The sequence below is a fragment of the Shinella sp. AETb1-6 genome, from assembly GCF_009826875.1.
GTDB lineage: Bacteria > Pseudomonadota > Alphaproteobacteria > Rhizobiales > Rhizobiaceae > Shinella > Shinella sumterensis.
The window spans coordinates 308,935-332,800 of sequence record NZ_WUMM01000005.1 but is presented as its reverse complement, the minus strand read 5'-3'; the positions used below and the strand labels follow the sequence as shown (position 1 = coordinate 332,800).

Genomic DNA, 23,866 nt, shown 5'->3' with positions numbered 1-23,866 from the left:
CCTTCAAGGAGCATTCCATGCAGGCCGAGGCGAGCTTTATCATCCGCAATGCGCGGGTGCTGACGATGGACGACGCCAATCCGCGTGCAAGTGCCGTGGCGCTTGCCGGCAACCGCATCCTCGCCGTCGGCTCGGAAGCCGAGATCGATGCCTTCTCCGGTCCCGACACGCATGTCATCGACGCCAAGGGCGGGACGGTGCTGCCGGGCTTCAATGAGGCGCATATGCACATCTTCGGCGGCTCGGCCGAGCTGCGCGAACTCTCGCTCGCCGGCGTGAAGGGCTTCGATGCGCTGGCGAAGGCCTTGCGGGATTATGCCGCCGAATATCCCGACAGGGCGCTGCTGATCGCCCAGCATGCCGACTACACGGTCCTGTCCGACGACGAGCGCGTGACGCGCCACCACCTCGACCGCATCCTGCCGGACCGCGCGGTGCTGATCTTCGCACCCGACCATCACACCGCCTGGGCGAACACGCTGGCGCTGAAGGGCGGCGGCATCCTGGAAGGCCGCGATGTCGGTATCGGCAACGAGATCGTGATGGGCGATGACGGGCTCGCCACCGGCGAACTGCGCGAAAGCAACGCTATCCGTCCGGTCTCTGCGCTCGGCGAAACGGGCGGCCGCGAAATGCTCGGCGTCGGCACCGGCGGTGACCCGGAGCATGTGACGGACGAAGAGCGCGCCGGCGATATCGCGATCCTCAAGGAAGGTCTCGCCTACGTCGCCTCGCTCGGCATCACCTCGCTGCAGAACATGGACGGCAGCCTCTACCAGCTGGAAATGCTCGAGGAGATCGAGAAGACCGTGGGCTTGCCGGTGCGGGTGCGCATGCCCTTCCACATGAAGAACTTCATGCCGCTGTCCGAACTCGAGACGAAGGCCGCCGCCTGGCGGGCGCGCTTCGATACGGACCGGCTGCGCTCGGATTTCGTCAAGTTGTTCATGGACGGCGTGACGGAATCCGGTACGGCTGTTTTCGTCGACGACTATGCCCACCAGCCCGGCTGGAAGGGCGAGCCGCTTTTCACGCAGGAGCAGTTCGACGCCATCGCGATCGCCGCCGACAAGCTCGGCCTGCCGGTCGCGGTCCATGCCATCGGCGACGGCGCGGTGCGCATGGTGCTGAACGGATACGAGGCCGCCATCAAGGCGAACGGCAAGCGCGACAGCCGCAACCGCATCGAGCATATCGAGGTGGTTCACCCCGACGACATCCCGCGCTTCAAGGAACTGGGTACGGTCGCCTCGATGCAGCCGACACATCCGCCGGGCAGCGCCGGCCTGCCGCTCGAACCCTACCTCTCCTATATCGGGGAGGAGCGCTGGCCCTACGCCTTCGCCTGGCGCACGCTGGTCGATGCCGGCGCGCCGATCGTGTTTGCCACCGACTGGCCGGTCTCGCCGCTCGATCCGATGCATTCCATAGAGTGCGCCATGTCGCGCGGCGTCTGGGCAGAGGGCATGAAGGACGAACGTCTCTCGCTGCACGAGACGCTCGCCGCCTATACCAGGACCGGCGCCTGGGTCGAGTTCATGGAAGACCGCAAGGGCATGCTGAAGAAGGGCTACCTCGCCGATGTCGTCGTGCTTTCGGCCGATATCGAGGCGACGGACGTCACGGCGCTCGCGACGGTGCGTCCGGTCACGACGATCTGCGACGGGCGGATCACCTACCAGGCCTGATGAAGGGCCGCCTATAGCGGCAACGACCGTATCCACGCGGCGGTTTCGCCCGTGGTTTCAAAAAGCGTTCGGACGGGGCGCCGGAAGCTGCCTCGACTGAAATGTATTTAGGTGACACCTTCCGGCGCCCCGTTCGGCGGTTTTTGCCTGCGACTTCGGTCTCTCTGCGATGACGGGGTACGTGGGAACGGTGGCGCGCCCCTCCGCAGACGGGGTCATGCGCGCCCTCAGACTTACGATGCCGCAGCCATGACTGCCGGTCGGCATCGTCTTCCACTGCGCCGCGCGACAGGGACACGTCCCCCGGACGCCCCGCGGCGCATCCGTCCACTTGTGTGCCACACAGGCACGCCCGGCGAAGGCGTGGTCGAAAAGGCGGTCCGACGCCCCTCGCCCGTCCCTTGCCGGAGGGAGACCATTTTCCGCAGACCCGGTGCGTGAAGTCCTGCGTCCTTCCTTCACGCCCCGCGCCGACCCCGCCTCGCCGCAACGCCTTGCGGTGTATCCGAGGGCGGGATGAAACGATTATAGGCGCGACCTGACTGTGCGGGGAAATCGGCGCGGGATTTTGCTTGAAAATCAAAGGGCGCCTTGGGGGATTGTCCCCGGGAGCAGCCCTCTGGAACCCGCCGCCGAGCGCTCAGGCGGGGCGGTCGAGATCGGTGAGGTAGGTGTTTTCGGCGCGTGAGGCCTCGTAGTCGGCCGGCCGGATGTCGGCGAAAAGCAGGGCCTCGCCTTGCGCCGGGGCTTCGGCGAGCAGCGCGCCATCCGGGGCGGCGATGCGCGAGAGGCCGGCATAGGCGAAAAGGCCGTCGCTGTCGCAATGATCGACATAGGCGACGAAGACCTGGTTCTCGAAGGCCCGCACCTGGATCATGTGATTGGCGATGAAGGTGCCGGAGGCGCCCTCCGGCAGGGCGGTCGGGACGACGACGAGGTCGGCGCCGGCACGGGCGAGCCGGCGGACATTCTCGGGGAATTCCACATCGTAGCAGATCAGCATGCCGAGCCTCAGCCCGCCAAGCTCGACAAGGACGGAGGCCGGTGTCGCAGGCTTGAAGGCGGCGCGCTCGTATTCGCCGTAGAGATGGGATTTGCGGTAGACGGCATTGGTGCCGATGCCATCGGTGAAGACGGCGCTGTTATAGACCGCCGTGCCCTCGCGCTCGGCAAAACCGGCGATAATGGCGATGCCGTTCTCACGCGCGATGGCGCTGAGACGGGCGACGGTGTCGCCGGATGCCGGAGAGGCGAGGTCCGCGAAGGCCGCCTCGCCCGCGCCATAGCCGGTGACGGCAAGTTCGGGCACGACGAGCAGGCTCGCGCCGCCCGTTGCGGCATCGGCGGCGGCGGCCGCGATGCGGGCCATGTTCGCTTCGACATCGCCGGCGACGGCTTTCATCTGGAGGGCGGCGATGCGCATGCTCTTACTCCTGGTCGCGCGACGACATGGCGCCGAGCAGCTTGGGCAGGTCGCCGAAACGCGCGACGAGGCCGAATATGGTGGCCGCGATGGCGACGAACAGGATCGTGACCGAGGCCATGGTGGGCGTGTAACCGTAGCGCAGGGCGTTGAAGATCTTGATCGGCAGCGTTTCCATGGTGAAGCCGACGGTCATGTAGGCGACGATATATTCGTTGAGCGACAGCACGAAGGCGAAGGCATAGCCGGAGACGAGATAGGGCAGGATCAGAGGCAGGACGACGGTGCGGAAGACCGTGCGGTCGTCCGCGCCCATGGTCGCGGCGGCCTCCACCAACGAGCGGTCGATGGAGGAAAAGCCGAGCGACAGCGTCACCAGCGGCAGCGTCACGAAGAAGATGGCGTGGCTGATGACGGCCGTCGCCGGCTGGCCATAGAAGCCCGTCGCCGCCCAGAAGGTGAGCAGGCCGAGCGCCGTGATGACCGGCGGCAGGGTGAAGGGTGCGATGCCGAGCAGCTGGAAGATATTGGCCCAGGGCGCATGGCGCCGCCACAGGAACCAGGCGAGCGGCAGCGCGATGAGAAGCGCCACGGCCGCCGACAGCGCGGCGAGCGTGATCGACGCGAAAAGCGCGTTGCGCCATTCGACATTGGTGAAGATCTCTGCGTACCAGCCAAGCGAGAAGCCCTTGGGCGGGAAGGCGAGATCCTGCTTCTCGTTGACGGAGACACCGGCGACCACGATGATCGGCAGGGCGAGGAAGAGGCCGATCAGGCCGAAATAGAGGCGCTGGAGAAACACGGTCATGCGGTTTCTCCCTTGCGCCCGGCATAGACGGTGAGCCCGACGAGACCGAGCGTGACGAGCACGAGGAACACGGCCATGGCGGCGGCGAACGGCATGTTCGACTGGTAGATCGCCTGGTCGGTGATCAGCACCGAGAGCGTCCAGTGCTGCGGCCGGCCGAGGATCTGCGGCAGCAGATAGCAGCCGAGCGCGAAGATGAAGACCATGATCAGCGTGGCGACGATGGTGTTGCGCAGCGCCGGAACGACGACGGTGAAGAAGGCGCGGATCGGTGACGCCCCGAGCGTGCGCGCCGCTTCCGTCAGCGTCGGGTCGAGCCGCACGAGCGCGGGATAGAGCACGAGCACCGTATAGGGCAGCGCCTGGTAGGTCATCGCCGTGAGCACCGCGCCGAAGCTCGGATTGAGCGCCACCGGCTGCTCCATGATGCCGAGCATGACGAGGAGATTGGTGATGCCGGCGGTGCGCGAAAACAGGGTCGACCAGGCAAAGCCGATGATGACTTCCGAGAGCGACAGGATCGACAGAAGGGCGACGAGCCAGAGCACCTGCGTGCGGCGCCTGGCGCGCGACAGGAGATAGGTGAAGGGCACGGCGAGCACGATGCAGCAGATGGCCACCGCAATGGCGAGCATCAGCGAGAAGCCGAGCACCTTGCCGAAGAACAGGCTGAGGAAGCGCGCGTAATTGTCGAAGACGAAATCCGGCGTGTAGAAGCCGGACGGATTGCGCTTGAAGAAGGAGACCGCGATCATCGTCGCGAAGGGCACGACGAAGAAGACGATGAGCATGCCGGCCGGGAAGACCAGCGGGCTGTAATCGGTGAGTTTCTGCGGCGTCTCGCGTCTCATGCCTTGAGCACCACGCAATCATCGGGGTTGAGCGCAATGCCGACGCTCTGCCCGACGGCGACGTCGGGGCGGGCATTGGGCATGGACACGGCGACGATCTGCTTGCCGGCGGCCTCCACGAAGGTCTCGATCGTGCCGCCGAGATCGCGCACGAAGGTGACGGTGCCCGTGATCGGCGCATTGCCCGGTGCGGTGAGGTGCACATCCTCCGGGCGCACCGAGATGATGCCGGATGGCAGGCCGTTCGGTATGACGAGGCCGGGAACGGAGGCGCCGAGAACCTGCGTGCCGGCGCCGTCGGCCTTGAAATCGATGAGGTTCGTCATGCCGATGAAATCGGCGACGAAGGTATCGGCCGGGCGGCGGTAGATCTCGACCGGGGGCGCGGCCTGGCGGATCTCGCCGCCATTCATCACGACCACGGTGTCGGCCATGGTCATGGCCTCGCGCTGATCATGGGTGACGACAATGGTGGTGATGCCGAGGCGCTGCTGGAGCTGGCGCAGCTCGACCTGCATGGCCTCGCGCAGCTTGGCGTCGAGGGCGGAGAGCGGCTCGTCGAGCAGGAAGAGTTTGGGCGAGATGGCCAGCGCGCGGGCGATCGCCACGCGCTGGCGCTGGCCGCCGGACAGCTTGGCCACCGGGCGGTCGGCGTAGCCCGTCAGGTGGATCATGGCGAGAAGCTCGTCGACGCGCTTCTTCTGCTCGGCCTTGCCGACGCCGCGGATGCGCAGCGAATAGGCGATGTTCTCGCCGACGGTCAGATGGGGAAAGAGCGCCAGCGACTGGAAGACCATGCCGAGGTCGCGCTTGTGGGTGGGCACATTGGTGATGTCGCGGTCATCCAGGCGGATGGAGCCGCTGGTGGGAAGATCCAGCCCCGCGACCATGCGCATCAGCGTGGTCTTGCCGCAGCCGGACGGGCCGAGCAGGCAGACGAAGGTGCCGTGCGGCACCGTGAGTTCGACGTTCCTGACGGCGGTAAACGTGCCGAATTCTTTGGTGACGTTCTGGAGGGTCAGTCCGGACATTGGTTCTCCGCTCGGCGCGTTCGGTTCAAGGCACGCGGCCGCCAGCATAGGCTTCACGCTGGCGGCCGGGCAAGGTTTCGATGGATCGGGCTATCAGCCGGCGATCATTTCCGTCCACTTCTGGTTCAGCCAGTCGGATTTGGTCTGGTAGAGGTCGTAGCGCGGAATGATCGGCTCGATGTCCGACGACACGGCGGCGAACTCTTCCGCCGTCAGGTCGAGCAGATCGCGCTTGACGGTCGGCGCGGTGCCGACCTTGCGCGACAAGAGCGCCTGGATCTTCGGCTGGCTCATATAGTTGACGAAGGTATGGGCTTCCTCGACCTTGGCGGAGGCGCGCGACAGCGCCCAGCAGCCCGAATCCATGATGCCGCCTTCCTTGGGGAAGGTCGAGCGCACCGGCTGGCCATCGGCCGCGGCAAGGCCCGTCACGTCATGATAGTACTGGCCCATCGGGATTTCGCCCGACTTCAGGGACTGTTCGAACTGGGCTTCGTCGCGATACCACAGGCGCACGTTCGGCTTGACTTCGGCGAGCTTCTCGAAGGCCTTGAGGAGGCCGTCCTCGGTGTCGAGCGCGTTGGTGCCGCCGAAATGGGTCTTGGCGGTCACTTCCAGCAGGAACGAGTTGGAGACGAGCGCCAGCAGGCCGAGCTTGTCGGCATTCGCCGGATCCCACAGCGCGTTCCACGAGGTCGGCGCTTCCTTGTAGACATCCGTGTTGGTGACGAGCGTGATGTACCAGGCGACGGCGCCGATGCCGGCGATGCGGCCATCCGGGTACTTGTTGACGAAATGGTCGATGAGGTTGGAGGCGTTCGGGATCTTCGCCACATCGAGCGGCGCCCACAGCTCGGTGGACTGGCCCTTGAGCATGGCGACCTGCGACATCATCGAGACGTCGGCCGGGGCCTGGCCGGCCTTGGCGGCCTGCTCGAGCTGGACCAGCCATGCCTCGCCGGTCGGCTCGGCGACGGATTCGACGGCGATGCCGGTTTCCTTGGTGAAATCCGCAAAGATGTTCTTGTCGAAGGAATCCTTGAAGTAGCCGCCGTAGACGCCGACCTTCAGCGACTTGTCCTGCGCGCGCAGGACGGCCGGCATGGCCAGCAGCGAGGCACCGGCGACGCCGGCGCCCAGCACCGCGCGGCGGCTGACAGTGGTCTTGAGGATATCACGCATGGTCGTTTTTCTCCTGTTAGGCCGACCGGTCTGGACCCGCCGGCATGTTCCCGTTGTTGCTATTGTATGTCAGGCTTTCGCCGCCACGGAAGGGCTGAATACCATCAGGCTCAGAATTTCGAACAGCACCTGGGCGCCGGCATGGGCGCTGTTGGTCGTGGCGTCGTACTGCGGCGCGACCTCCACGACGTCGCCGCCGACGAGATTGATGCCCTTGAGGCCGCGGATGAGTTCCAGGACCTCGCGCGTCGTCAGCCCGCCGATCTCGGGCGTGCCGGTGCCGGGCGCGAAGCTCGGATCCAGGCTGTCGATGTCGAAGGAAAGGTAGGTCGGGCCATCGCCGACGATCGCCTTCGCCTTCTCGATGATGGCGGGGATGCCGAGGCCGGTGACCTCTTCCGCGTGGATGACGGTCATGCCGGAATCGTAGGAGAACTCCCACAGATATTCGGAGGAGCCGCGGATGCCGATCTGGATGGTGCGCTTCGGATCGAGCACGCCGTCGAGCACGGCGTTGCGGAACGGGCCGCCGTGGTGGAACTTCGTCTGGTCGAAGAGGCCGCCGGTGTCGCAATGGGCGTCGATATGGATCATGCCGACCGGCTCTCTCTTGCCGACGGCCTTCATGATCGGATGCGTGATCGAGTGGTCGCCGCCGACGGCGAGCGGAATGACGCCGGCATCGACGATCTGGTTGAAGCGCTTCTCGATGTCGTCGTGGCTGAGCTCGAGCCTATAGCGGCTCTGGAACGGCACGTCGCCGATATCGGCCACGCGCAACTCCTGCACCGGTGCGCAATCCAGCACGTGGTTGTAGGGGCCGATGCGCTCGATGGCGCGCATGGCGCGGGGCCCGAAGCGCGAGCCCGGACGGTTGGTGACGCCGAGATCCATCGGTACGCCTGTTATGGCCACCTGGAGATTGCCGAAATCGGGCGCTTCGGCGTCGACGGGCATATAGGGGGCGGAGAGGAAGGTGGGGACGCCGGCATAGGGCGCAAGACGCGTGCCGCTCTTGTTGAAAATCTTGTCCGCTACCTTGCGGAAAGCCGGGTCGAAGATGTCGCCGCCATGGCTCTCGCCGTATTTTGCCCTGAGCTCTTCGAGCTTCGTGTCGCTCATGATCCTGCCTCACCTGTTGAGATGCGGGCGGTCCGGGGCCGGTATGCGATAGCCTGATAACGTTCCCCGGGGCTTTGCCCTCGTTGACAGCATTATCGCGGCAATCCATATGGAAAATCAATTGACATTGTTGTAGCGGTATTCGTGAGAAAAACTCACATACAGGTTTGCCATGGCTTCGCGCCTTCCACCACTCAACCCGCTGCGCGCCTTCGAGGCGACCGCCCGCCGTGGCGCCGTCTCGGCGGCCGCGCGGGAACTGAACGTGACGCATGGCGCGGTGAGCCACCAGATCCGCGCGCTGGAGGAATCGCTCGGAACCACGCTCTTCGAACGCAACGGCAAGCGCCTGAAGCTGACGCCGCAGGGCGCGCTGCTTCTGCCGGCCGTCACCAACGCCTTCAGCGAGATCGCCGCGGCTACCGCGCTGATGAAACAGCCCGAAACGCGCGGCGACATCACCATCAGCTGCGTGCCCGCACTGCTGTCGCTCTGGCTTCTGCCGCGGCTGAACACGTTCACGGACCAGTTTCCCGGCGTGAAGGTGACGCTGATCGCCTCCAACGACCCCGAGCACCTGCGTTCGCTCGATACGGATGTGAGCCTGCTCTATGGCGATGGCAACTGGCCGGACTGCTGGACGCGGCTGTGGTCGAACCTGCGGCTTTTCCCGGTCGCCAGCCCGACGCTCCTCAACAGCCGGCCGCTGCGCTCCGTTCGCGATCTGGCCGATCACGCGCTGTTTCACGGCGATGACGGGCGCGAATGGAACACATGGCTGGCCGCCGCCGACGCCATCGACATGCCGCGTGACCGCCAGCATTTCATGAGCGATGCACGTCTTTCGACGGAAGCGGCGCTCTACGGACAGGGCATCGCGCTCGGCGACAACATCACGGCGAGCAACCTGATCGCCCGCGGCGAGCTTGTCGTGCCCTTCGACCTTTCGGTGCCGGCCAACGATGCCTTCTATGTCGCCTGCCGGCAGGCGCTGCGCCAGTCGCCCATCGTCAAGGTGTTCATCGACTGGCTCTTTGCCGCACTGGAAGAAACCCTGCCCGAGCCGCAGGCCTCCGCCCGCCTGCATCTGCGCGGGCGCGGCGGCCGTAGCGCCGATGCCTACCGCTCCACCACGACACCGGCCAAGCGCCTGATACCAACAAGCCCTCCGCGCAAGACCCGCGCCTGATATCAACGGACCGACCATGCCTCGCTTCAATCCTCTCGTCGAAACCCTCGCCGCCCCGCCGATCCCCTCCGTCTTCGCCTGGGCAGACGCCTATGACGGGCGCGGCGGCGCGATGATCGACTTCTCGCAGGCCGTGCCGGGTTATCCGCCGCATCCGGACATGCTGAGGCTGCTGGGCGAATACGCCGCCTCGCGCGCCTATACCGGCTACGGCCCGATCGAGGGCGAGGCGGTGCTGCGCAAGGCCTATGCAGACCATCTCTCGGAAAGCTACGGCGCGGCGCTTGCCGCCGGCAACGTCCATATCACCGCCGGCTGCAACCAGGCCTTCATCTGCGCCGCCATGGCGGTGGCGGGTGCGGGCGACGCGGTGCTGATGACCGATCCCTATTATTTCAACCAGGAAACGACGCTGGCCATGCTGGGCATCAAGACCCGGTTTGCCGCCTGCGACCCGAAAAACGGCTTCCTGCCCGACCTCGCGGCGCTGGCCGCCGGCGTCACGCCCGACGTGCGCGCCATCGCCCTCGTCTCGCCGAACAACCCGACCGGCGCGGTCTATCCGCCGGATATGCTGGGCGCGATCTACGATCTTTGCGTCGCGCGCGGTATCTGGCTGATCCTCGACGAGACCTATCGCGACTTCCTGCCCGCCGGCGCCGGCCGGCCGCACGACCTGTTCGGGCGCAAGGGCTGGGAGGATACGCTGATCGGCCTCTACAGCTTCTCCAAGTCCTTCTGCATTCCCGGTCATCGCCTTGGTGCGATCACGGCTGGCAACGCGGTGGTGACGCAGGTGGCCAAGATCATGGACAACCTGCAGATCTGCCCGCCCCGCTCGGCGCAGGCCGCCGTCGCGACGGCCATTCCGCTTCTGGCCGAATGGCGCGAGGAAAACCGCCGCGAGATCGCGCGCCGGGTGGAAGCGCTTCGCGCGACCATGGCAGCGGCGCCGGACTGGCGCGTCGGTGCGGTCGGGGCCTATTTCGCCTTCATCGGGCATCCCTTCGCCGGCACGCCATCGGCGGCGGTGGCGGAGCGCCTGGCCAAGGAGGCCGGCATTCTTTGCCTGCCGGGCAGCTATTTCGGGCCGGGGCAGGAAGGCTATCTGCGTTTCGCCTTCGCCAATGCGGATGTCGAGACGATCGGCAAGCTCGGCGCGCGCCTTGCCGGCTTCTCGATGGACGGGGCTTGACCTTCCCGCGCGGGAAGGCGCTAGCCTCGGTCCAACCATCAAGGAGTTTGCCATGCCTGCCGAAAACAGCCTCACCTTCACCGTTCCCGACATGACCTGCGGCCACTGCGTCAGGGCGATCACCGGCGCGGTGGTGGCCGCCTACCCTGACGCGAAGGTCGAGATCGATCTTGCCTCCAAACGTGTCACCGTCGAAAATGCCGGCGACCGGGCGGCGGTCGCATCGGTCATCGAGGCCGAGGGATATTCACCCGCCGATGCATAATCGGCGAAACGGGGCTTGACCTTGACATAATGGGAAGGTGCACGATCTATCCAAAAGGATGAAAGGTGCACCATGCTCACCACGACGGGACCGGGCGACCGGCAGACCATCAAGCTCTCCATTTCCGACATGACCTGCGCGTCCTGCGTGCGCCGGGTGGAGAAGGCCATCGAGACCGTGCCGGGTGTTTCCGGCGCCGCCGTCAATCTGGCGACGGAGAAGGCCGACGTGACCTTCGACGGCGCGCCTGACATTGCCGCCGTTGCCGCAGCCGTGCGCGGCGCGGGTTACGGCGTCGATGAGGACGTGCTGGAATTTCCCGTCGAGGGCATGACCTGCGCCTCGTGCATCGGCCGCGTCGAAAAGGCGCTAAAGGCGGTGCCCGGCGTGGTGGACGCCACGGCGAACCTCGCGCAGGAGCGGGCGCGCGTGCGCCTTGCCAGGGGTGCGGCGACTTTCGACGACCTTGCCGCCGCCATCGAGCGCACGGGCTACAAGGCAGTGCGCGTTGCCGCCGACGCACCCGCAGAGGACGACCGCCGCGCCGCGGAGGCAAGCGCGCTCAAGCGTGATCTCATCATCGCGGCCGTGCTGACGGCACCGCTTTTCGTGATGGAGATGGGGGCGCACGCCGTGCCCGCATTCGGCCATTACATCCACGACACCATCGGCATGCAGGCGAGCCGGGTCATCCAGTTCGTGCTGGCGACGCTGGTGCTCGTCGGCCCCGGCCGGCGCTTCTTCCTGAAGGGCATACCGAGCCTTGTCCGGCTTGCGCCCGACATGAACGCGCTGGTGGTGATCGGTACGCTCGCGGCCTGGATATTCTCCACCGTCGCGACCTTCGCACCGGCTCTTCTGCCGGGCGGTACGGCCAACGTCTATTTCGAGGCGGCAGCCGTCATCGTGACGCTCATCCTGGCCGGCCGCTTCCTGGAGGCGCGCGCCAAGGGCCGCACCGGCGAGGCGATCCGCCATCTCGCCGGCCTGAACGCCCGCTCCGCGCGCGTGATCCGCGACGGCAGGACCGAGGACGTTTCGCTGGAAAGCGTCGTGGCCGGCGATGTCGTTCTGGTGCGGCCGGGCGAGAAGGTGCCCGTCGACGGCGAGGTGATCGAGGGCGAAAGCTATATCGACGAATCCATGATCACAGGCGAACCGATGCCGGTCGCCCGCAAACCCGGCGACACGGTGACGGGCGGCACCGTCAACACGACGGGCTCGCTGACCTTCCGCGCCACGCGTGTCGGCGCCGATACGGTGCTCTCGCAGATCATCCGCATGGTGGAGGACGCGCAGGCGGCGAAGCTGCCGATCCAGGCGCTGGTCGACCGCGTGACGCAATGGTTCGTGCCGGCCGTCATCGCCGTGGCGCTCCTCACCTTCGGCCTGTGGCTGATCTTCGGGCCGAGCCCGATTCTCGCCCATGCGCTGGTGAATGCCGTGGCCGTGCTCATCATCGCCTGCCCCTGCGCCATGGGGCTCGCCACGCCGACCTCGATCATTACGGGCACCGGCCGCGCGGCGGAACTCGGCGTGCTGTTCCGGCAGGGCACAGCGCTCCAGACGCTCGAAGGCACCGATATCGTCGCCGTCGACAAGACAGGCACGCTGACGCTCGGCCGCCCGACGCTGACGCGCATCGTGCCGGCAGAGGGCTTCGGCCGCGATGAGGTGCTTGCCCTCGTCGCGGCTGCCGAGATGCATTCCGAACATCCGATCGCGGCCGCCGTCCATGGCGCGGCCGTTGCGGAGGGCGTGGCGCTGCCCGCGGCATCCGGCTTCGTGGCGACATCGGGCCAGGGCATCGCCGCCGAGGTGGCCGGTCGCAGGGTGGAGGTCGGGTCCACTGGCTTCATGGCGGGGCTTGGCCTCGACGTCGGGCCATTCGCGGCTGAGGCCGCGCGTCTTGCGGCCGAGGGCGCCTCGCCGCTCTATGCCGCCATCGACGGCAGGCTTGCCGCGCTCTTTGCCGTGACCGACCCCGTCAAGCCGACGACGCGCGAGGCGATTGCCGCGCTCAAGGCGCTCGGCATCGAGGTCGCGATGATCACCGGCGACAACAGGGGCACGGCACAGGCCGTCGCCGCCTCGCTCGGCATCGACCGGGTGATGGCGGAAGTGCTGCCCGATGGCAAGGTTGCCGCCGTGCGCGAACTGTCGGCGGGCGGCGCGAAGAAGGTCGCCTTCGTCGGCGACGGCATCAACGACGCGCCGGCGCTGGCGGCGGCCGATACCGGCATCGCCATCGGCACCGGCACCGATGTGGCCATCGAAAGCGCCGACGTGGTGCTGATGGCCGGCGACATGCGGGGTGTTGCGACCGGCATCGGCCTTTCGCGCGCGACGATGCGCAATATCAGGCAGAACCTGTTCTGGGCCTTCGGCTACAATGTGGCGCTCGTGCCGGTCGCCGCGGGGCTGCTCTATCCCTCCTTCGGCATCCAGCTTTCACCGGCGCTCGCCGCAGGAGCCATGGCGCTCTCCAGCGTCTTCGTGGTGACGAATGCGCTGAGGCTGAAGCGCTACAGGCCGTCCTTCAAGGGAGACAAGGCATGAATATCGGCGAAGCGGCGGAGGCCACGGGCGTGACCGCCAAGATGATCCGCCACTACGAGCAGATCGGCCTCATCAAGGCGGCCGGGCGCACCGGCGCGGGATATCGCGTCTATGGTCCAAACGACCTTTCGACGCTGTCCTTCATCCGCCGCTCGCGCGATCTGGGCTTCTCCATCGCGCAGATCCGCGATCTGCTTGCGCTGTGGCAGGACCGCGCCCGCGCCTCCTCCGAGGTCAAGCGCATCGCAAGCGACCATATCGCGGAGATGCGCGCCAAGATGCGGCTGCTGGAGGACATGGTGGGCACGCTGGAGCATCTTTCGGCGAACTGCCACGGTGACGCGCGGCCCGATTGTCCGATCCTGCAGCAGCTCGCCACGGGAAATGCCGAGACGTCCTGCTGCTAGCCGCCTTTCCATCGTTGGCACTTTCGGGGGCTTGCGCTTTTCGTCGCGCCGAAGGACATTCGCTGCCGGAAAGACGGACCGGCTCATGCAGGGTCGGCGCGATAAAACGGGAATGACGGGAGAAAAGCATGCTCGACAGGCGCAAGTTCTATATCGACGGCCAGTGGGTCGATCCGTTGACGCCGAACGATCTTTCGGTGATCAACCCGGCGACGGAAAAGCCGATCGCGGTCATCTCGATGGGCACGGCCGCAGATATCGACCGCGCCGTGGCGGCCGCCAAGAAGGCGTTCGCGACCTACAGCCAGACCAGCACGGAAGAGCGGCTCGCCCTGTTGGAAAAGCTGCTCGAAATCTACAAGCGCCGCTATGACGAGATGGCGCGCACCATCACGCAGGAACTCGGCGCGCCCATCACCATGAGCACCGAACAGCAGGCGGATGTCGGGGTCGGCCACCTCCAGGGCTTCATCGATGCGCTGAAGCGGCTGAAGAACCGCGAAGTGCTGCCGAACGGCGACGTGGTGCGCCGCGAGCCCATCGGGGTCTGCGGCCTGATCACGCCGTGGAACTGGCCGATCAACCAGATCGCGCTGAAGGTGGTTCCGGCGCTGGCGACGGGCTCGACCTGCGTGCTGAAGCCGTCGGAATTCACGCCGCTCAACGCCATGCTCTATGCGGAGATGGTGCATGAGGCCGGCTTCCCGGCGGGGACATTCAACCTCGTCAACGGCGACGGCCCGGAATGCGGTGCGGCCCTGTCGCGCCACAAGGACATCGACATGATGTCGTTTACCGGTTCCACCCGCGCCGGCATCGCCGTCAGCAAGGATGCGGCCGACACGGTCAAGCGCGTGACGCTGGAACTCGGCGGCAAGTCGCCGAACATCGTCTTCGCCGATGCCGATCTCGAGGACCGCGTGGCCGGCAGCGTGCGCGAATGCTTCAACAATTCCGGCCAGTCCTGCGATGCGCCGACGCGCATGCTGGTGGAGCGCTCGGTCTATGACAAGGTGGTGGAGATCGCCGAACGCACCGGCAAAGAAGCCAGGGTCGGCAATCCCGAGGAGGAAGGCGAGCATATCGGCCCGCTCGTCTCGCATATCCAGTTCGGCCGGGTGCAGGCGCTGATCGAGGCGGGCGTTGCCGAGGGGGCGCGGCTTCTCGTCGGCGGTCCCGGCAAGCCGGATGGTTACGAGACCGGCTATTTCGTCAAGCCGACGATCTTCGCCGATGTGAACAACACCATGCGCATCGCGCGTGAGGAGGTGTTCGGTCCGGTCCTGTCGATCATTCCCTTCGACACCGAGGAGGAGGCGATCGCGATCGCCAACGACACGGCTTACGGGCTTGCGGCCTATGTGCAGACCGGCGACCCGGACCGCGCGGAACGTGTTTCCGCCCGCCTGCGTGCCGGCATGGTGCATATCAACGGCGGCCCGCACCGCTATGGCAGCCCCTTCGGCGGCTACAAGCAGTCCGGCAACGGCCGCGAGGGCGGCATGTTCGGCCTGGAGGACTTCCTGGAGATCAAGACCGTGCACCGCCCCGAGGCGGCGTAATGACCCAAGGGCCGGGCCGCCCGCCGTCGCGGGTGGCCCGGCCTCCTCGTTCCGCGTCTTCGCCCGATGACCGGCCGTCGGCCAAAGCCCGTCGCTTTGCCGCCGCTCGCCGCAGACATCTCCGGAGAATACGCGGCTTGCCTCTGGCTGAAGCCGCTGCGCTCTGATAGCGCGCGCGGCATCGCCGCTCCCCTGGACGTCCGCCTTGTCCCCCGTTGCATCCCCATCGCATGCGCGACTCGCGCTCATCGCTCTCCTCGTTGGCGGCATCGCCATCGGCGGCTCGCCGATCTTCGTGCGGTTTTCCGAAGTCGGACCGATGGCGACGGCGTTCTGGCGCGTCGCGCTCGCGCTCGTGCCGTTCTTCATCGTCTCGCGCGCGCTCCCGCAGGCCGACGAGCGGCCATCCGGTCTTCGCGACCGCCTCTTCCTGTTCCTGCCCGGCATCTTCCTGGCCGCAGACCTGGGGTCCTGGCATCTCTCGCTGCACATGACCTCGGTTGCCAATGCGACGCTCTTTGCCAATGTTGCACCCGTCTTCGTCACGCTCGGCTCCTGGCTGCTTTTCCGCACGACCATCACGCCCGTCTTTCTTGCCGGGCTGGCGCTGGCGCTGATCGGCGTCGTCGTGCTGAAGGGCGGGCCGGCAGCGCTGGGCGGCGGGCAGATGGCGGGCGATGCGACGGCCGTCGTCGCGGCGATGTTCTACGCCGGTTACATGCTGTCGATCGGCCATTTGCGGGCGCGGTTCTCCACGTCGCGCATCATGGTGTGGACGACATTCGCCGCAATGACCTGCATGCTGCCGGTCGCCTTCTTCCTGGAAGCCGACCTGGTGCCGGCGACGCTCTTCGGCTGGGGCATGCTGCTCGGTCTCGCGCTCATCAGCCATGTCGGCGGGCAGGGCCTCGTCACCTACGCGCTCGCCTATCTTCCGACGGCGTTCTCCTCGCTGACGCTGCTTCTCCAGCCGGTCGTCGCCGCACTCCTCGCCTGGCTGCTGCTGGGCGAGCCTGTCGGGCTGATGCAGGCCATCGGTGGCGTGATCGTGCTCTTCGGCATCCTCGTCGCGCGCCGCGGCTGAAACGTATCAGTGGTTGTGGCGCGGCGGGGTTTCCGCGATCCTGCGGAAATCTGCCGCCCCGTCGATCACCGCACCATCCGAGAGCTGCGTAACGGTCCGGCGATAGAGGCGCTGCCACGGCGTGGCGTCTGCCGGAACGGCGGGAATGCCATCGGCCTTGCGCTTCTCGATCTCTTGCTCTGCCACCAGCATGTCGCAGCGGCCGTGTTCGAGGTCGATGCGGATGATGTCGCCGGTGCGCAGCCAGGCAAGTCCGCCACCCGCCGCGCTTTCCGGCGAGGCATTGAGGATGGACGGACTGTCGGCGGTGCCGGACTGGCGGCCGTCGCCGATGGTGGGCAGGCTGGTGACGCCGCGCCTGAGCAGATGGTCCGGCGGCTGCATGTTGACGACCTCCGCCGAACCCGGCCAGCCAAGCGGCCCGGCGCCGCGGATGACGAGGATCGTGCGCTCGTCGATGCCGAGCGCCGGGTCGTTGATGCGCGCGTGGTAATCCTCCGAGCCGTCGAAGACCGCCGCCCTGCCCTCGAATATGCCTTCGCGGCCGGGCTCGCTCAGATAGCGCTGCCGGAATTCCTCGGAAATGACCGAGGTCTTCATAATGGCGAAGTCGAAGAGATTGCCCTTGAGGACAAGGAAACCGGCGCGTTCCTTCAACGGTGCATCATAGGACCGGATCACCTCGCGATCGCTTGCGGCGCGTCCCTCCAGGTTTTGCGCCATGGTGCGGCCCGTGACGGTGGGACAGGTGCCATCGAGTTTTCCCGCCTCGAGCAGTTCGCGCATGATGGCGGGCACGCCGCCTGCACGGTGGAATCGCTCGCCGAGGAAGCGGCCGGCCGGCTGCACGTCCGCCAGCAGCGGGATATCGTAGCCGTACCGCTGCCAGTCATCGGGCTCCAGCGCGACACCGGCATGTTTGGCCATGGCCATCAGATGCGGCTGCGCATTGGTGGAGCCGCCGATGGCGGAATTGACACGGATGGCATTGAGAAAGGCCTGCCGCGTGAGAATGTGGGAGGGGCGGATATCCTCCAGCACCAATTCCACGGCGCGCCGGCCGGTGCGATAGGCGATCTGCCCGCGCTCGCGATAGGCGGCCGGAATGGCGGCACAGCCGGTGAGCGACATGCCGAGCGCCTCGGCCAGCGCGTTCATGGTGGAGGCCGTTCCCATCGTGTTGCAATGGCCGATGGAGGGTGCGGAATCCATCGCGGCCTGCAGAAATTCCTCTTCGTCGATGGCGCCGGCGGCAAGCTTGCGGCGTGAGCGCCAGATGACGGTGCCCGAGCCGACAAGATCGCCGTCGTGCCAGCCGTCGAGCATCGGCCCGCCCGACAGGACGATGGCGGGAATGTCGACCGTCGAGGCGGCCATCAGGGCCGAGGGCGTGGTCTTGTCGCAGCCGGTCGTCAGCACGACCCCATCCAGCGGATAGCCGTAGAGGATTTCGACCAGCCCGAGATAGGCGAGGTTGCGGTCAAGCGCCGCGGTCGGCCGCTTGCAGTTTTCGAAGATCGGATGGGTGGGGAACTCGATGGGAATGCCGCCGGCATCGCGGATACCGTCGCGCACGCGCCTGGCGAGATCGACATGGTGGCGATTGCAGGGCGTGAGATCGCTGCCGCTCTGGGCAATCCCGATCACCGGCTTGCCCGAGCGCAGCTCCTCCGGCGTGATGCCGTAATTCATGAAGCGTTCGAGATAGATGGCGGCCATGTCGACGTGGTCGCGGTTGTCGAACCAGTCCTGCGAGCGCAGCCGGCGTTTCGTCGTCTTGGTGTCCGTCATCATGAAGCTCCTCCGCAACGGCCGCACTGTTTCATTGCCGGCGACGGGTATCAACCGCCAGGTGGTGATGAAGGGGCTTATGGAGCCATCAAAAATAGTCGCTGGATCGGGGGCGCCGAATGTGCCACAGCGCGTCAACCGCCATCAGAGTTGCCGACATGACAGACACCGCCGCCGCCACGCCCGCCACCGGCTCCGCCCGCCTCGGCGTGCTGTTGATGCTGCTCGGCATGGTGATGTTTTCGCTGAACGACGTGCTCGGCAAGTGGCTGGTCTCGACCTATTCGGTCGGGCAGCTGATGCTGATCCGCAGTCTGGCCGCCATGGTCGTGCTGGCACCGTTCTTCTGGCGGGTCGGCTGGCGCCGGCTGATCGAGGTCGAGCAGCCGAAACTGCACCTGCTGCGCTCCGCGCTCTTCGCCTTCGAGGCATCGGCGTTCTATTTCGCGGTGGCCTATATGCCGCTGGCCGACGCGATGACCTACTGGCTTGCGGCACCGATCTATGTCGCCGCCCTCTCGCCGCTGATGCTGGGCGAGCATGTCGGCTGGCGGCGCTGGTCGGCCATTCTCGTCGGCTTTGCCGGCGTCATCATCGCGCTGTCGCCCTCCAGGGACAGCTTCACGCTGCCGGCCCTCATCGCGCTTGCCGGCAGCCTCGCTTTCGGGCTTGCCATGGTCTTCAGCCGATCGTTGCGCGCCACGCCCGACACGACGCTGGTGTTCTGGCAGGTGACCGGTGCGGCGCTCTTCGCGGGCGTCTGGTGTCTTTCCGATCCCGGCGGCTGGGCGCCCGTCAGTGCCGTCGATTTCGGCCTGCTCAGCCTGCTCGGCATCGTGGCGATGGCGGCGCATATGCTGGTCAACCGCTCGCTGAAGCTGGGCGATGCCGCGACCGTGGTGCCGCTGCAATACACGCTGCTGATCTGGGCGGTGCTGTTCGGCTGGCTGTTCTTCGGCGATGCGCCGCGCCCGGCCATGCTGATCGGCGCAGGCTTTATCGTGGCCTCCGGCCTCTTCATCTTCTTCCGCGAATTGCAGCTGAAGCGGCGTGGCGGCTGAGCGGGCTTACTGCGCCTTGACCGATTTCAGATAGGCGATGACGTCGGCGATGTCCTGCTCGGACTTGAGGCCGGAAAAGGCCATGCGCGTCTTGGGGATCATCTTCTTCGGGCCGGCGAGATAGGTGGCGAGCGTCGCCTCGTCCCATGTCAGGCCCTTGGCGCCTTCTTCCTTCATGGCATCGGAATAGTTCGTATAGTCGGCAAGCGCCGCCGCGGGCCGGCCGACGACGCCGTCCAGATGCGGGCCGACCTTGTTCGTCGCCTGCTCGGCATTGTGACAGGCGGTGCATTTCTTGAACACGACCTTTCCCGCCTCGGCGGAGCCTTCGGCTGCCAGGGCGGTCGAGGAAAGCGTCAGGAGGATCAGGGCGGCAAGCGTCTTCATGCGTCGTTCCATCGAAAAGGCGGCCGGCGTGAGCCGGCCGGAGTTGGCGCGGCCTGCCGGCCGCACGCGATCACCGGCCGCCCGAAGGCGACCGGGGAGGATCGCGGAAATATCAGATCGAGCCGGCGGCCATTTCCTTGGCGATATAATCGGCCTGCCGGATCGCAAGAGACACGATGGTGAGCGTCGGGTTTTCCGCGCCGCCCGTCGTGAACTGGCTGCCGTCCGACACGAACAGGTTCTTGATGTCGTGCGTCTGGCCCCACTTGTTGACCACGCCGTCGCTCGCCTTCTCGCTCATGCGGTTGGTGCCGAGATTGTGCGTGGACGGATAGGGCGGCGTGGGGAAGCTGCGCGTCGCGCCGACGGCTTCGTAGAGCGCCTGCCCCTGCTGGTAGGCATGGTTGCGCATCGCGACATCGTTGGCGTGATCGGTGAACCAGACGTCCGGGATCGGCATGCCGTACTGGTCCTTCAGTTCGCCGTGCAGCTTCACGGCATTCTGTTCCTGCGGCATGTCCTCGCCGACGATCCACAGGCCCGCCATGTTGGCGTAGCTGTCCATCGCCGAGGCAAACGAGCGGCCCCAGCCGCCGGGATCGAGGAAGGCCGCCATGAAGGGCACGCCGAGGGAGAGCGTTTCCAGCTCGTAGCCGCCGACGAAGCCGCGCGACGGATCGTGCTTCGCCTCGTCCCTGATGATGCCGGCCATGGTGGTGCCGCGGTACATGTGCACGGGCTTCTCGAACACGGCATAGACCGAGCCCGTCGTGTGGCGCATGTAGTTCTTGCCGACCTGACCGGAGGAGTTGGCAAGGCCGTCGGGGAATTTGGCCGAGGCCGAGTTGAGCAGCAGGCGCGGGCTTTCGATGGAGTTGCCGGCGACGGCGACGATGCGGGCCTTCTGGCTGTGCAGCTTGCCGTCCTTGTCGGCATAGACCACGGCATTGACCTTGCCGCTGGCATCATGCTCGATCTTCACGACATGCGACTGCGGGCGCACTTCCAGCTTGCCGGTGGCCTCCCCCTTGGGGATTTCCGTATAGAGCGTCGACCATTTGGCGCCCCATTTGCAGCCCTGGAAACAGAAGCCGGTCTGCTGACAGCTCATGCGGTCGTCGCGATCGGCGGAGTTGATCGCCATGTTGCCGGTGTGACATTCCTTGTAGCCGAGCTTGTCGGCGCCGGCCTTGAGGATCTTGAAGTTGTTGTTGCCCGGCAGGCCCTCGATGCCGTTGGTGCGGGTCACGCCCATCTTGTCTTCGGCCTTGGCGTAGTAGGGCTCCAGCTCGGCGAGCGTGATCGGCCAGTCGAGCAGGTTGGCGCCGTCGATCTTGCCGTAATGGCTGAGCGTCCTGAACTCGTGCTCCTGGAAGCGCAGCGAGGCGCCGGCCCAGTGGGTGGTGGTGCCGCCGACCGCCTTGACGATCCAGGCCGGCAGGTTCGGGAAGTCCTTGGCCACACGCCAGCCGCCACCCGTCGTGCGGTGATCGAGCCAGGCGAGCTGGGCAAAACTGTCCCACTCGTCGTTGATGAAGTCCTCATGTTCGTGCCGCGCACCGGATTCGAGCACGACGACGTCGATGCCCTTCTGCGCCAGTTCGTTGCCCAGCGTACCGCCGCCGGCGCCGGAACCGATGATGACGACCACGCTGTCGTCGTTGAGATCGTAAGGAGCTGCCATGGTTTCCTCCTGAAACGGGACGGTCGGCTTTGCGCCATGCGGCCGCGCCTCCTCCGGCGCTGGCCGTCAGACCGTCGTCAAAGCCATTCGATGTCGTCGAAACCGCGGGCGATGTACCCGCCCTTCGAGTAGGATTCGCCCTCGTAGCCGAAATGCGGCCAGAGTTCCTTCTGGTTGTAGAAGGAGACGACGAGATCGCCGCGCACCGCCTGGAAGAACGGTGTCGTCTCGATGTCGCGCAGGATCGCGACACGGTCGTCTTCCCAACCAAGGCCGCGATAACCGTTGGCGCCGGCGCGCTTGTCGAGATCGGCAATGCCGTCCTCGATCAGCGTCTTGTGCGCTGCGTCGGTACCGGCCTTTGTCTCGTGGCCCTTGACGGCGATGGCGTAGAAGCGATCGGAAATCGCGTCGTGCGGGTAGATGTCGCGGGCGAGCTTGATCAGCGTCGCCATGGTCTCCGGCTTCAGCGCCGTCGTCTCCATGGCCCAGGCCCGGTCGGGGCTGATGACGGCGTTGCCGGCGATGATGAGTGCGGCGCCGACCGTGCCGCGCTTGAGAAGCTCGCGCCGGGAAATGCCGGGGCGCTGCTCGTAGATGGTCGTCATGTCACGTTCCTCCCGTTGCATTCATGGCGGGCGGCCTCCCCCGGGCCGCCGGCCTCTTTACTTGTAGCGGCCGTGCCGCTGCAGAACCTCGATCTTGTAGCCATCCGGATCGGTGACGAAGAAGAAGCGGGCAAGCAGGCCGCCGTCCCGGTTGAATTCGACGATCTTGCCGGTGGTGAAGCCGAGCGCGGAGACGCGGGCATGCTCGCTGTCGAGATCGGACACCGAGACGGCGAGATGGCCGTAACCATCGCCGAGATTGTAAGGTTCGGTGCGGCCCTTGTTGATCGTCAGCTCGAGTTCGAATTCGCTTTCGGCATTGCTCATGTAGACGAGCGTGAAGGTCTCGAAATCCAGCCGCTCGGCGATTTCAAGGCCGAAGGCCCTGTTGTAGAAATCCACGGACCGGTCTTCGTCCAGAACACGGATCATGGAATGTATCGTCTTCGCCACGCCTGGTTTCCCCCGCTTGCAGTTCGCTTGTAGGGGGAGTGTGCGTCCGGAATCGGGGCTGCGGGTAGCAGCCCGTTACCGCACATGGATTTTCATTTCCGGAGTATATGGAGAAGGAATTTTTATCGGTTCGCACGCGCCGGGATGATTTGACCAAATACAAGCGTCGCCGCATAATCGAAGGCATAAAAACAAGACTGGAGGATATGCCAATGTGTGAGGTTTTCGCGGGCCAGGATCCGCAACGCTACCGGCCCGTCAACCGGTCGGTGCGCATCGGCGGGCATTCGACGAGCATCCAGCTCGAGGCGGCCTTCTGGGTGCTGATCGACGAGATCGCCAGCGGTCAGGGTATGTCGACGTCCCGCTTTCTCTCGACGCTCTATGACGAGGCGCTGGAGCGCAACGGCACGGTGTCGAACTTCGCGTCGCTGCTGCGCACGAGCTGTCTCATCTACCTGATGGGCGGCACCGCCAGGGAGGCCGAACCGCGCGCCTTCCACATCGTCGCGGCCGAGTAGCGTCAGAAGGTCGGCGGTGTGTTGATCCAGATCAGCACCGTCTCGCCGTCATGGCTGTTGTGCCAGGAATGGTGGCGGGTGCTCTCGAAATAGAGGCTGTCGCCGGGGCCGAGGTCGTGGAATTCGTGGCCGTCGAGCACGATCTCGACGCGCCCCGCCAGGACATGGACGAATTCCTCGCCGTCGTGCTGGTAGGCGCCGTCAGAGGTGGCGCCGGGCGCCAGCACGAAACGGTGGCAATCCATCATGTTCCGGCCATCGGCCAGCACCTGCACGGTCACGCCCGGCGATGTCTCCGGCCACAGCTTCCATTCCCCCGAGCGCACCACCGCACGGTTGTCGGTCTCCTCCTCGCCGGAAAGCTTGGAGACGGTCGTGCCGTAATAGTCGGCGAGATCGTGCAGCACGCGGAAGGTCACGCCCTGCGAGGTGCGTTCGAAGGTGGAGAGAACGGAGGTCGCGATGCCGATATCGCCGGCCACCTGCTCCAGCGTCTTGCCCTCGGCATGGCGCAGGCTGCGGAACTTGCGGCCGATGCCCTGCGGCGCATCGCCGTCCGACGCCTGCGTTTCCGCCGCAGGCTCTTCCGCCTCCAGCGCCTCGCGGATCGCGGCCGGGTTGAGGCCGCGCTCGGTGCGATACCAGGCAATGCGCTTGAGGCGGTTGACGTCGTCGGCGCTGTACTGCCGGTGGCCGGTGTCCGAGCGGCCGGGCACGACGAGACCCTGCGTCTCCCATAGCCTCAGCGTGGAGGCCGAGACGCCGGCAAGGCGTGCCGCCTCCGTCACCTTATAGTGCACCGGTTCCGGGGAACCCATCGCGCCAATCCCTGATTCTGTGTTCGTTTCGCTTATACACACCCACGCGGGCGGGCGGCCTGAAAATCGGTCGCATTTCCCGCGCAGAATGCCAGTTGCATTCTTGCAGAAAAAATGTAGGAATTCCACTCGAAGCTTGCAGAAAAAATGCAAGTTATTGATCGAAGCCTCCAGATT

The 23,866-nt window shown here is 66.0% G+C and carries 22 protein-coding genes; 10 read left to right on the top strand and 12 right to left on the bottom strand.

Annotated elements, in window-relative coordinates; all coding sequences use genetic code 11:
- Nucleotides 1-17 precede the first annotated feature (17 nt).
- The gene (locus tag GR158_RS11420) at nt 18-1,688 is read left to right on the top strand and encodes an amidohydrolase (RefSeq protein WP_160871174.1); all 1,671 of its coding nucleotides are present in this window, start codon (nt 18-20) and stop codon (nt 1,686-1,688) included.
- A 640-nt stretch (nt 1,689-2,328) separates the two neighbouring features.
- Here GR158_RS11420 and GR158_RS11415 read toward each other — a convergent pair.
- The 6 genes from GR158_RS11415 to speB form a co-directional block, all read right to left on the bottom strand.
- A complete protein-coding gene (locus GR158_RS11415; RefSeq protein WP_160871173.1) occupies nt 2,329-3,111 on the bottom strand; it encodes a carbon-nitrogen hydrolase family protein in 783 nt (260 codons plus the stop codon).
- 4 nt (nt 3,112-3,115) lie between these two features.
- Nucleotides 3,116-3,919 (bottom strand): ABC transporter permease, encoded by an 804-nt coding sequence (locus GR158_RS11410; RefSeq protein WP_134650976.1) that lies wholly within the window; start codon nt 3,917-3,919, stop codon nt 3,116-3,118.
- Nucleotides 3,916-4,770 (bottom strand): ABC transporter permease, encoded by an 855-nt coding sequence (locus GR158_RS11405; protein WP_160871172.1) that lies wholly within the window; start codon nt 4,768-4,770, stop codon nt 3,916-3,918. Before GR158_RS11405 ends, GR158_RS11410 begins: the two co-directional genes overlap by 4 nt.
- Nucleotides 4,767-5,801, bottom strand: a complete 1,035-nt coding sequence (locus tag GR158_RS11400) for an ABC transporter ATP-binding protein (protein ID WP_134650978.1) — start codon at nt 5,799-5,801, stop codon at nt 4,767-4,769. The genes GR158_RS11405 and GR158_RS11400 overlap by 4 nt, the downstream gene beginning before the upstream one ends.
- A 93-nt stretch (nt 5,802-5,894) precedes the next feature.
- Nucleotides 5,895-6,983, bottom strand: coding sequence for a PotD/PotF family extracellular solute-binding protein (locus GR158_RS11395; protein ID WP_160871171.1), 1,089 nt, complete (start codon nt 6,981-6,983; stop codon nt 5,895-5,897).
- Nucleotides 6,984-7,052: 69 nt separating this feature from the next.
- On the bottom strand, nt 7,053-8,105 hold the full coding sequence (speB, locus tag GR158_RS11390) for an agmatinase (RefSeq protein ID WP_134650979.1): 1,053 nt from the start codon (nt 8,103-8,105) through the stop codon (nt 7,053-7,055).
- Between the two features lie 172 nt (nt 8,106-8,277).
- On the opposite strand from speB, the gene gcvA reads away from it, so the two are divergent.
- From gcvA to GR158_RS11355, 7 genes are all read left to right on the top strand, one after another.
- Nucleotides 8,278-9,294 (top strand): transcriptional regulator GcvA, encoded by a 1,017-nt coding sequence (gene gcvA / locus GR158_RS11385; RefSeq protein WP_160871170.1) that lies wholly within the window; start codon nt 8,278-8,280, stop codon nt 9,292-9,294.
- Between the two features lie 16 nt (nt 9,295-9,310).
- Nucleotides 9,311-10,489, top strand: a complete 1,179-nt coding sequence (locus tag GR158_RS11380; protein ID WP_160871169.1) for an aminotransferase — start codon at nt 9,311-9,313, stop codon at nt 10,487-10,489.
- Nucleotides 10,490-10,541: 52 nt separating this feature from the next.
- Nucleotides 10,542-10,754, top strand: a complete 213-nt coding sequence (locus GR158_RS11375; protein WP_160871168.1) for a heavy-metal-associated domain-containing protein — start codon at nt 10,542-10,544, stop codon at nt 10,752-10,754.
- Nucleotides 10,755-10,826: 72 nt separating this feature from the next.
- Nucleotides 10,827-13,313 carry a heavy metal translocating P-type ATPase gene (locus tag GR158_RS11370; protein ID WP_160871167.1) on the top strand — a complete coding sequence of 829 codons (2,487 nt, stop codon included), beginning with the start codon at nt 10,827-10,829 and terminating at the stop codon, nt 13,311-13,313.
- The gene (gene cueR, locus GR158_RS11365) at nt 13,310-13,720 is read left to right on the top strand and encodes a Cu(I)-responsive transcriptional regulator (protein WP_134650984.1); all 411 of its coding nucleotides are present in this window, start codon (nt 13,310-13,312) and stop codon (nt 13,718-13,720) included. Before GR158_RS11370 ends, cueR begins: the two co-directional genes overlap by 4 nt.
- A gap of 128 nt (nt 13,721-13,848) precedes the next feature.
- Nucleotides 13,849-15,282: an aldehyde dehydrogenase family protein gene (locus GR158_RS11360; RefSeq protein ID WP_134650985.1), complete on the top strand. Its 1,434-nt coding sequence runs from the start codon at nt 13,849-13,851 to the stop codon at nt 15,280-15,282.
- 205 nt (nt 15,283-15,487) lie between these two features.
- Nucleotides 15,488-16,366 (top strand): DMT family transporter, encoded by an 879-nt coding sequence (locus tag GR158_RS11355; protein WP_246665619.1) that lies wholly within the window; start codon nt 15,488-15,490, stop codon nt 16,364-16,366.
- A gap of 6 nt (nt 16,367-16,372) precedes the next feature.
- Here GR158_RS11355 and GR158_RS11350 read toward each other — a convergent pair whose 3' ends face one another.
- The gene (locus GR158_RS11350; protein WP_160871166.1) at nt 16,373-18,157 is read right to left on the bottom strand and encodes an IlvD/Edd family dehydratase; all 1,785 of its coding nucleotides are present in this window, start codon (nt 18,155-18,157) and stop codon (nt 16,373-16,375) included.
- A 158-nt stretch (nt 18,158-18,315) separates the two neighbouring features.
- Between GR158_RS11350 and GR158_RS11345 the strand changes: the two genes are divergently transcribed.
- Entirely contained in the window at nt 18,316-19,218 is a 903-nt protein-coding gene (locus tag GR158_RS11345) for a DMT family transporter (protein WP_134650988.1), read from the top strand.
- A gap of 6 nt (nt 19,219-19,224) precedes the next feature.
- Here the strand turns inward: GR158_RS11345 and GR158_RS11340 are convergent, their stop codons facing one another.
- The 4 genes from GR158_RS11340 to GR158_RS11325 all read right to left on the bottom strand — a co-directional run bounded on the left by GR158_RS11340 (nt 19,225) and on the right by GR158_RS11325 (nt 22,350).
- Complete coding sequence (locus GR158_RS11340) at nt 19,225-19,605, bottom strand: cytochrome c family protein (RefSeq protein ID WP_134650989.1); 381 nt, start codon at nt 19,603-19,605, stop codon at nt 19,225-19,227.
- A gap of 112 nt (nt 19,606-19,717) precedes the next feature.
- Nucleotides 19,718-21,289: a GMC family oxidoreductase gene (locus tag GR158_RS11335; RefSeq protein WP_134650990.1), complete on the bottom strand. Its 1,572-nt coding sequence runs from the start codon at nt 21,287-21,289 to the stop codon at nt 19,718-19,720.
- 77 nt (nt 21,290-21,366) lie between these two features.
- Nucleotides 21,367-21,897: a gluconate 2-dehydrogenase subunit 3 family protein gene (locus GR158_RS11330; protein WP_160871165.1), complete on the bottom strand. Its 531-nt coding sequence runs from the start codon at nt 21,895-21,897 to the stop codon at nt 21,367-21,369.
- A gap of 57 nt (nt 21,898-21,954) precedes the next feature.
- Nucleotides 21,955-22,350: a VOC family protein gene (locus tag GR158_RS11325; protein WP_134650992.1), complete on the bottom strand. Its 396-nt coding sequence runs from the start codon at nt 22,348-22,350 to the stop codon at nt 21,955-21,957.
- 212 nt (nt 22,351-22,562) lie between these two features.
- Between GR158_RS11325 and GR158_RS11320 the strand changes: the two genes are divergently transcribed.
- A complete protein-coding gene (locus GR158_RS11320; RefSeq protein ID WP_134650993.1) occupies nt 22,563-22,871 on the top strand; it encodes a ribbon-helix-helix domain-containing protein in 309 nt (102 codons plus the stop codon).
- 2 nt (nt 22,872-22,873) lie between these two features.
- Here GR158_RS11320 and GR158_RS11315 read toward each other — a convergent pair whose 3' ends face one another.
- On the bottom strand, nt 22,874-23,689 hold the full coding sequence (locus tag GR158_RS11315; protein WP_134650994.1) for a MerR family transcriptional regulator: 816 nt from the start codon (nt 23,687-23,689) through the stop codon (nt 22,874-22,876).
- Nucleotides 23,690-23,866: the final 177 nt, after the last annotated feature.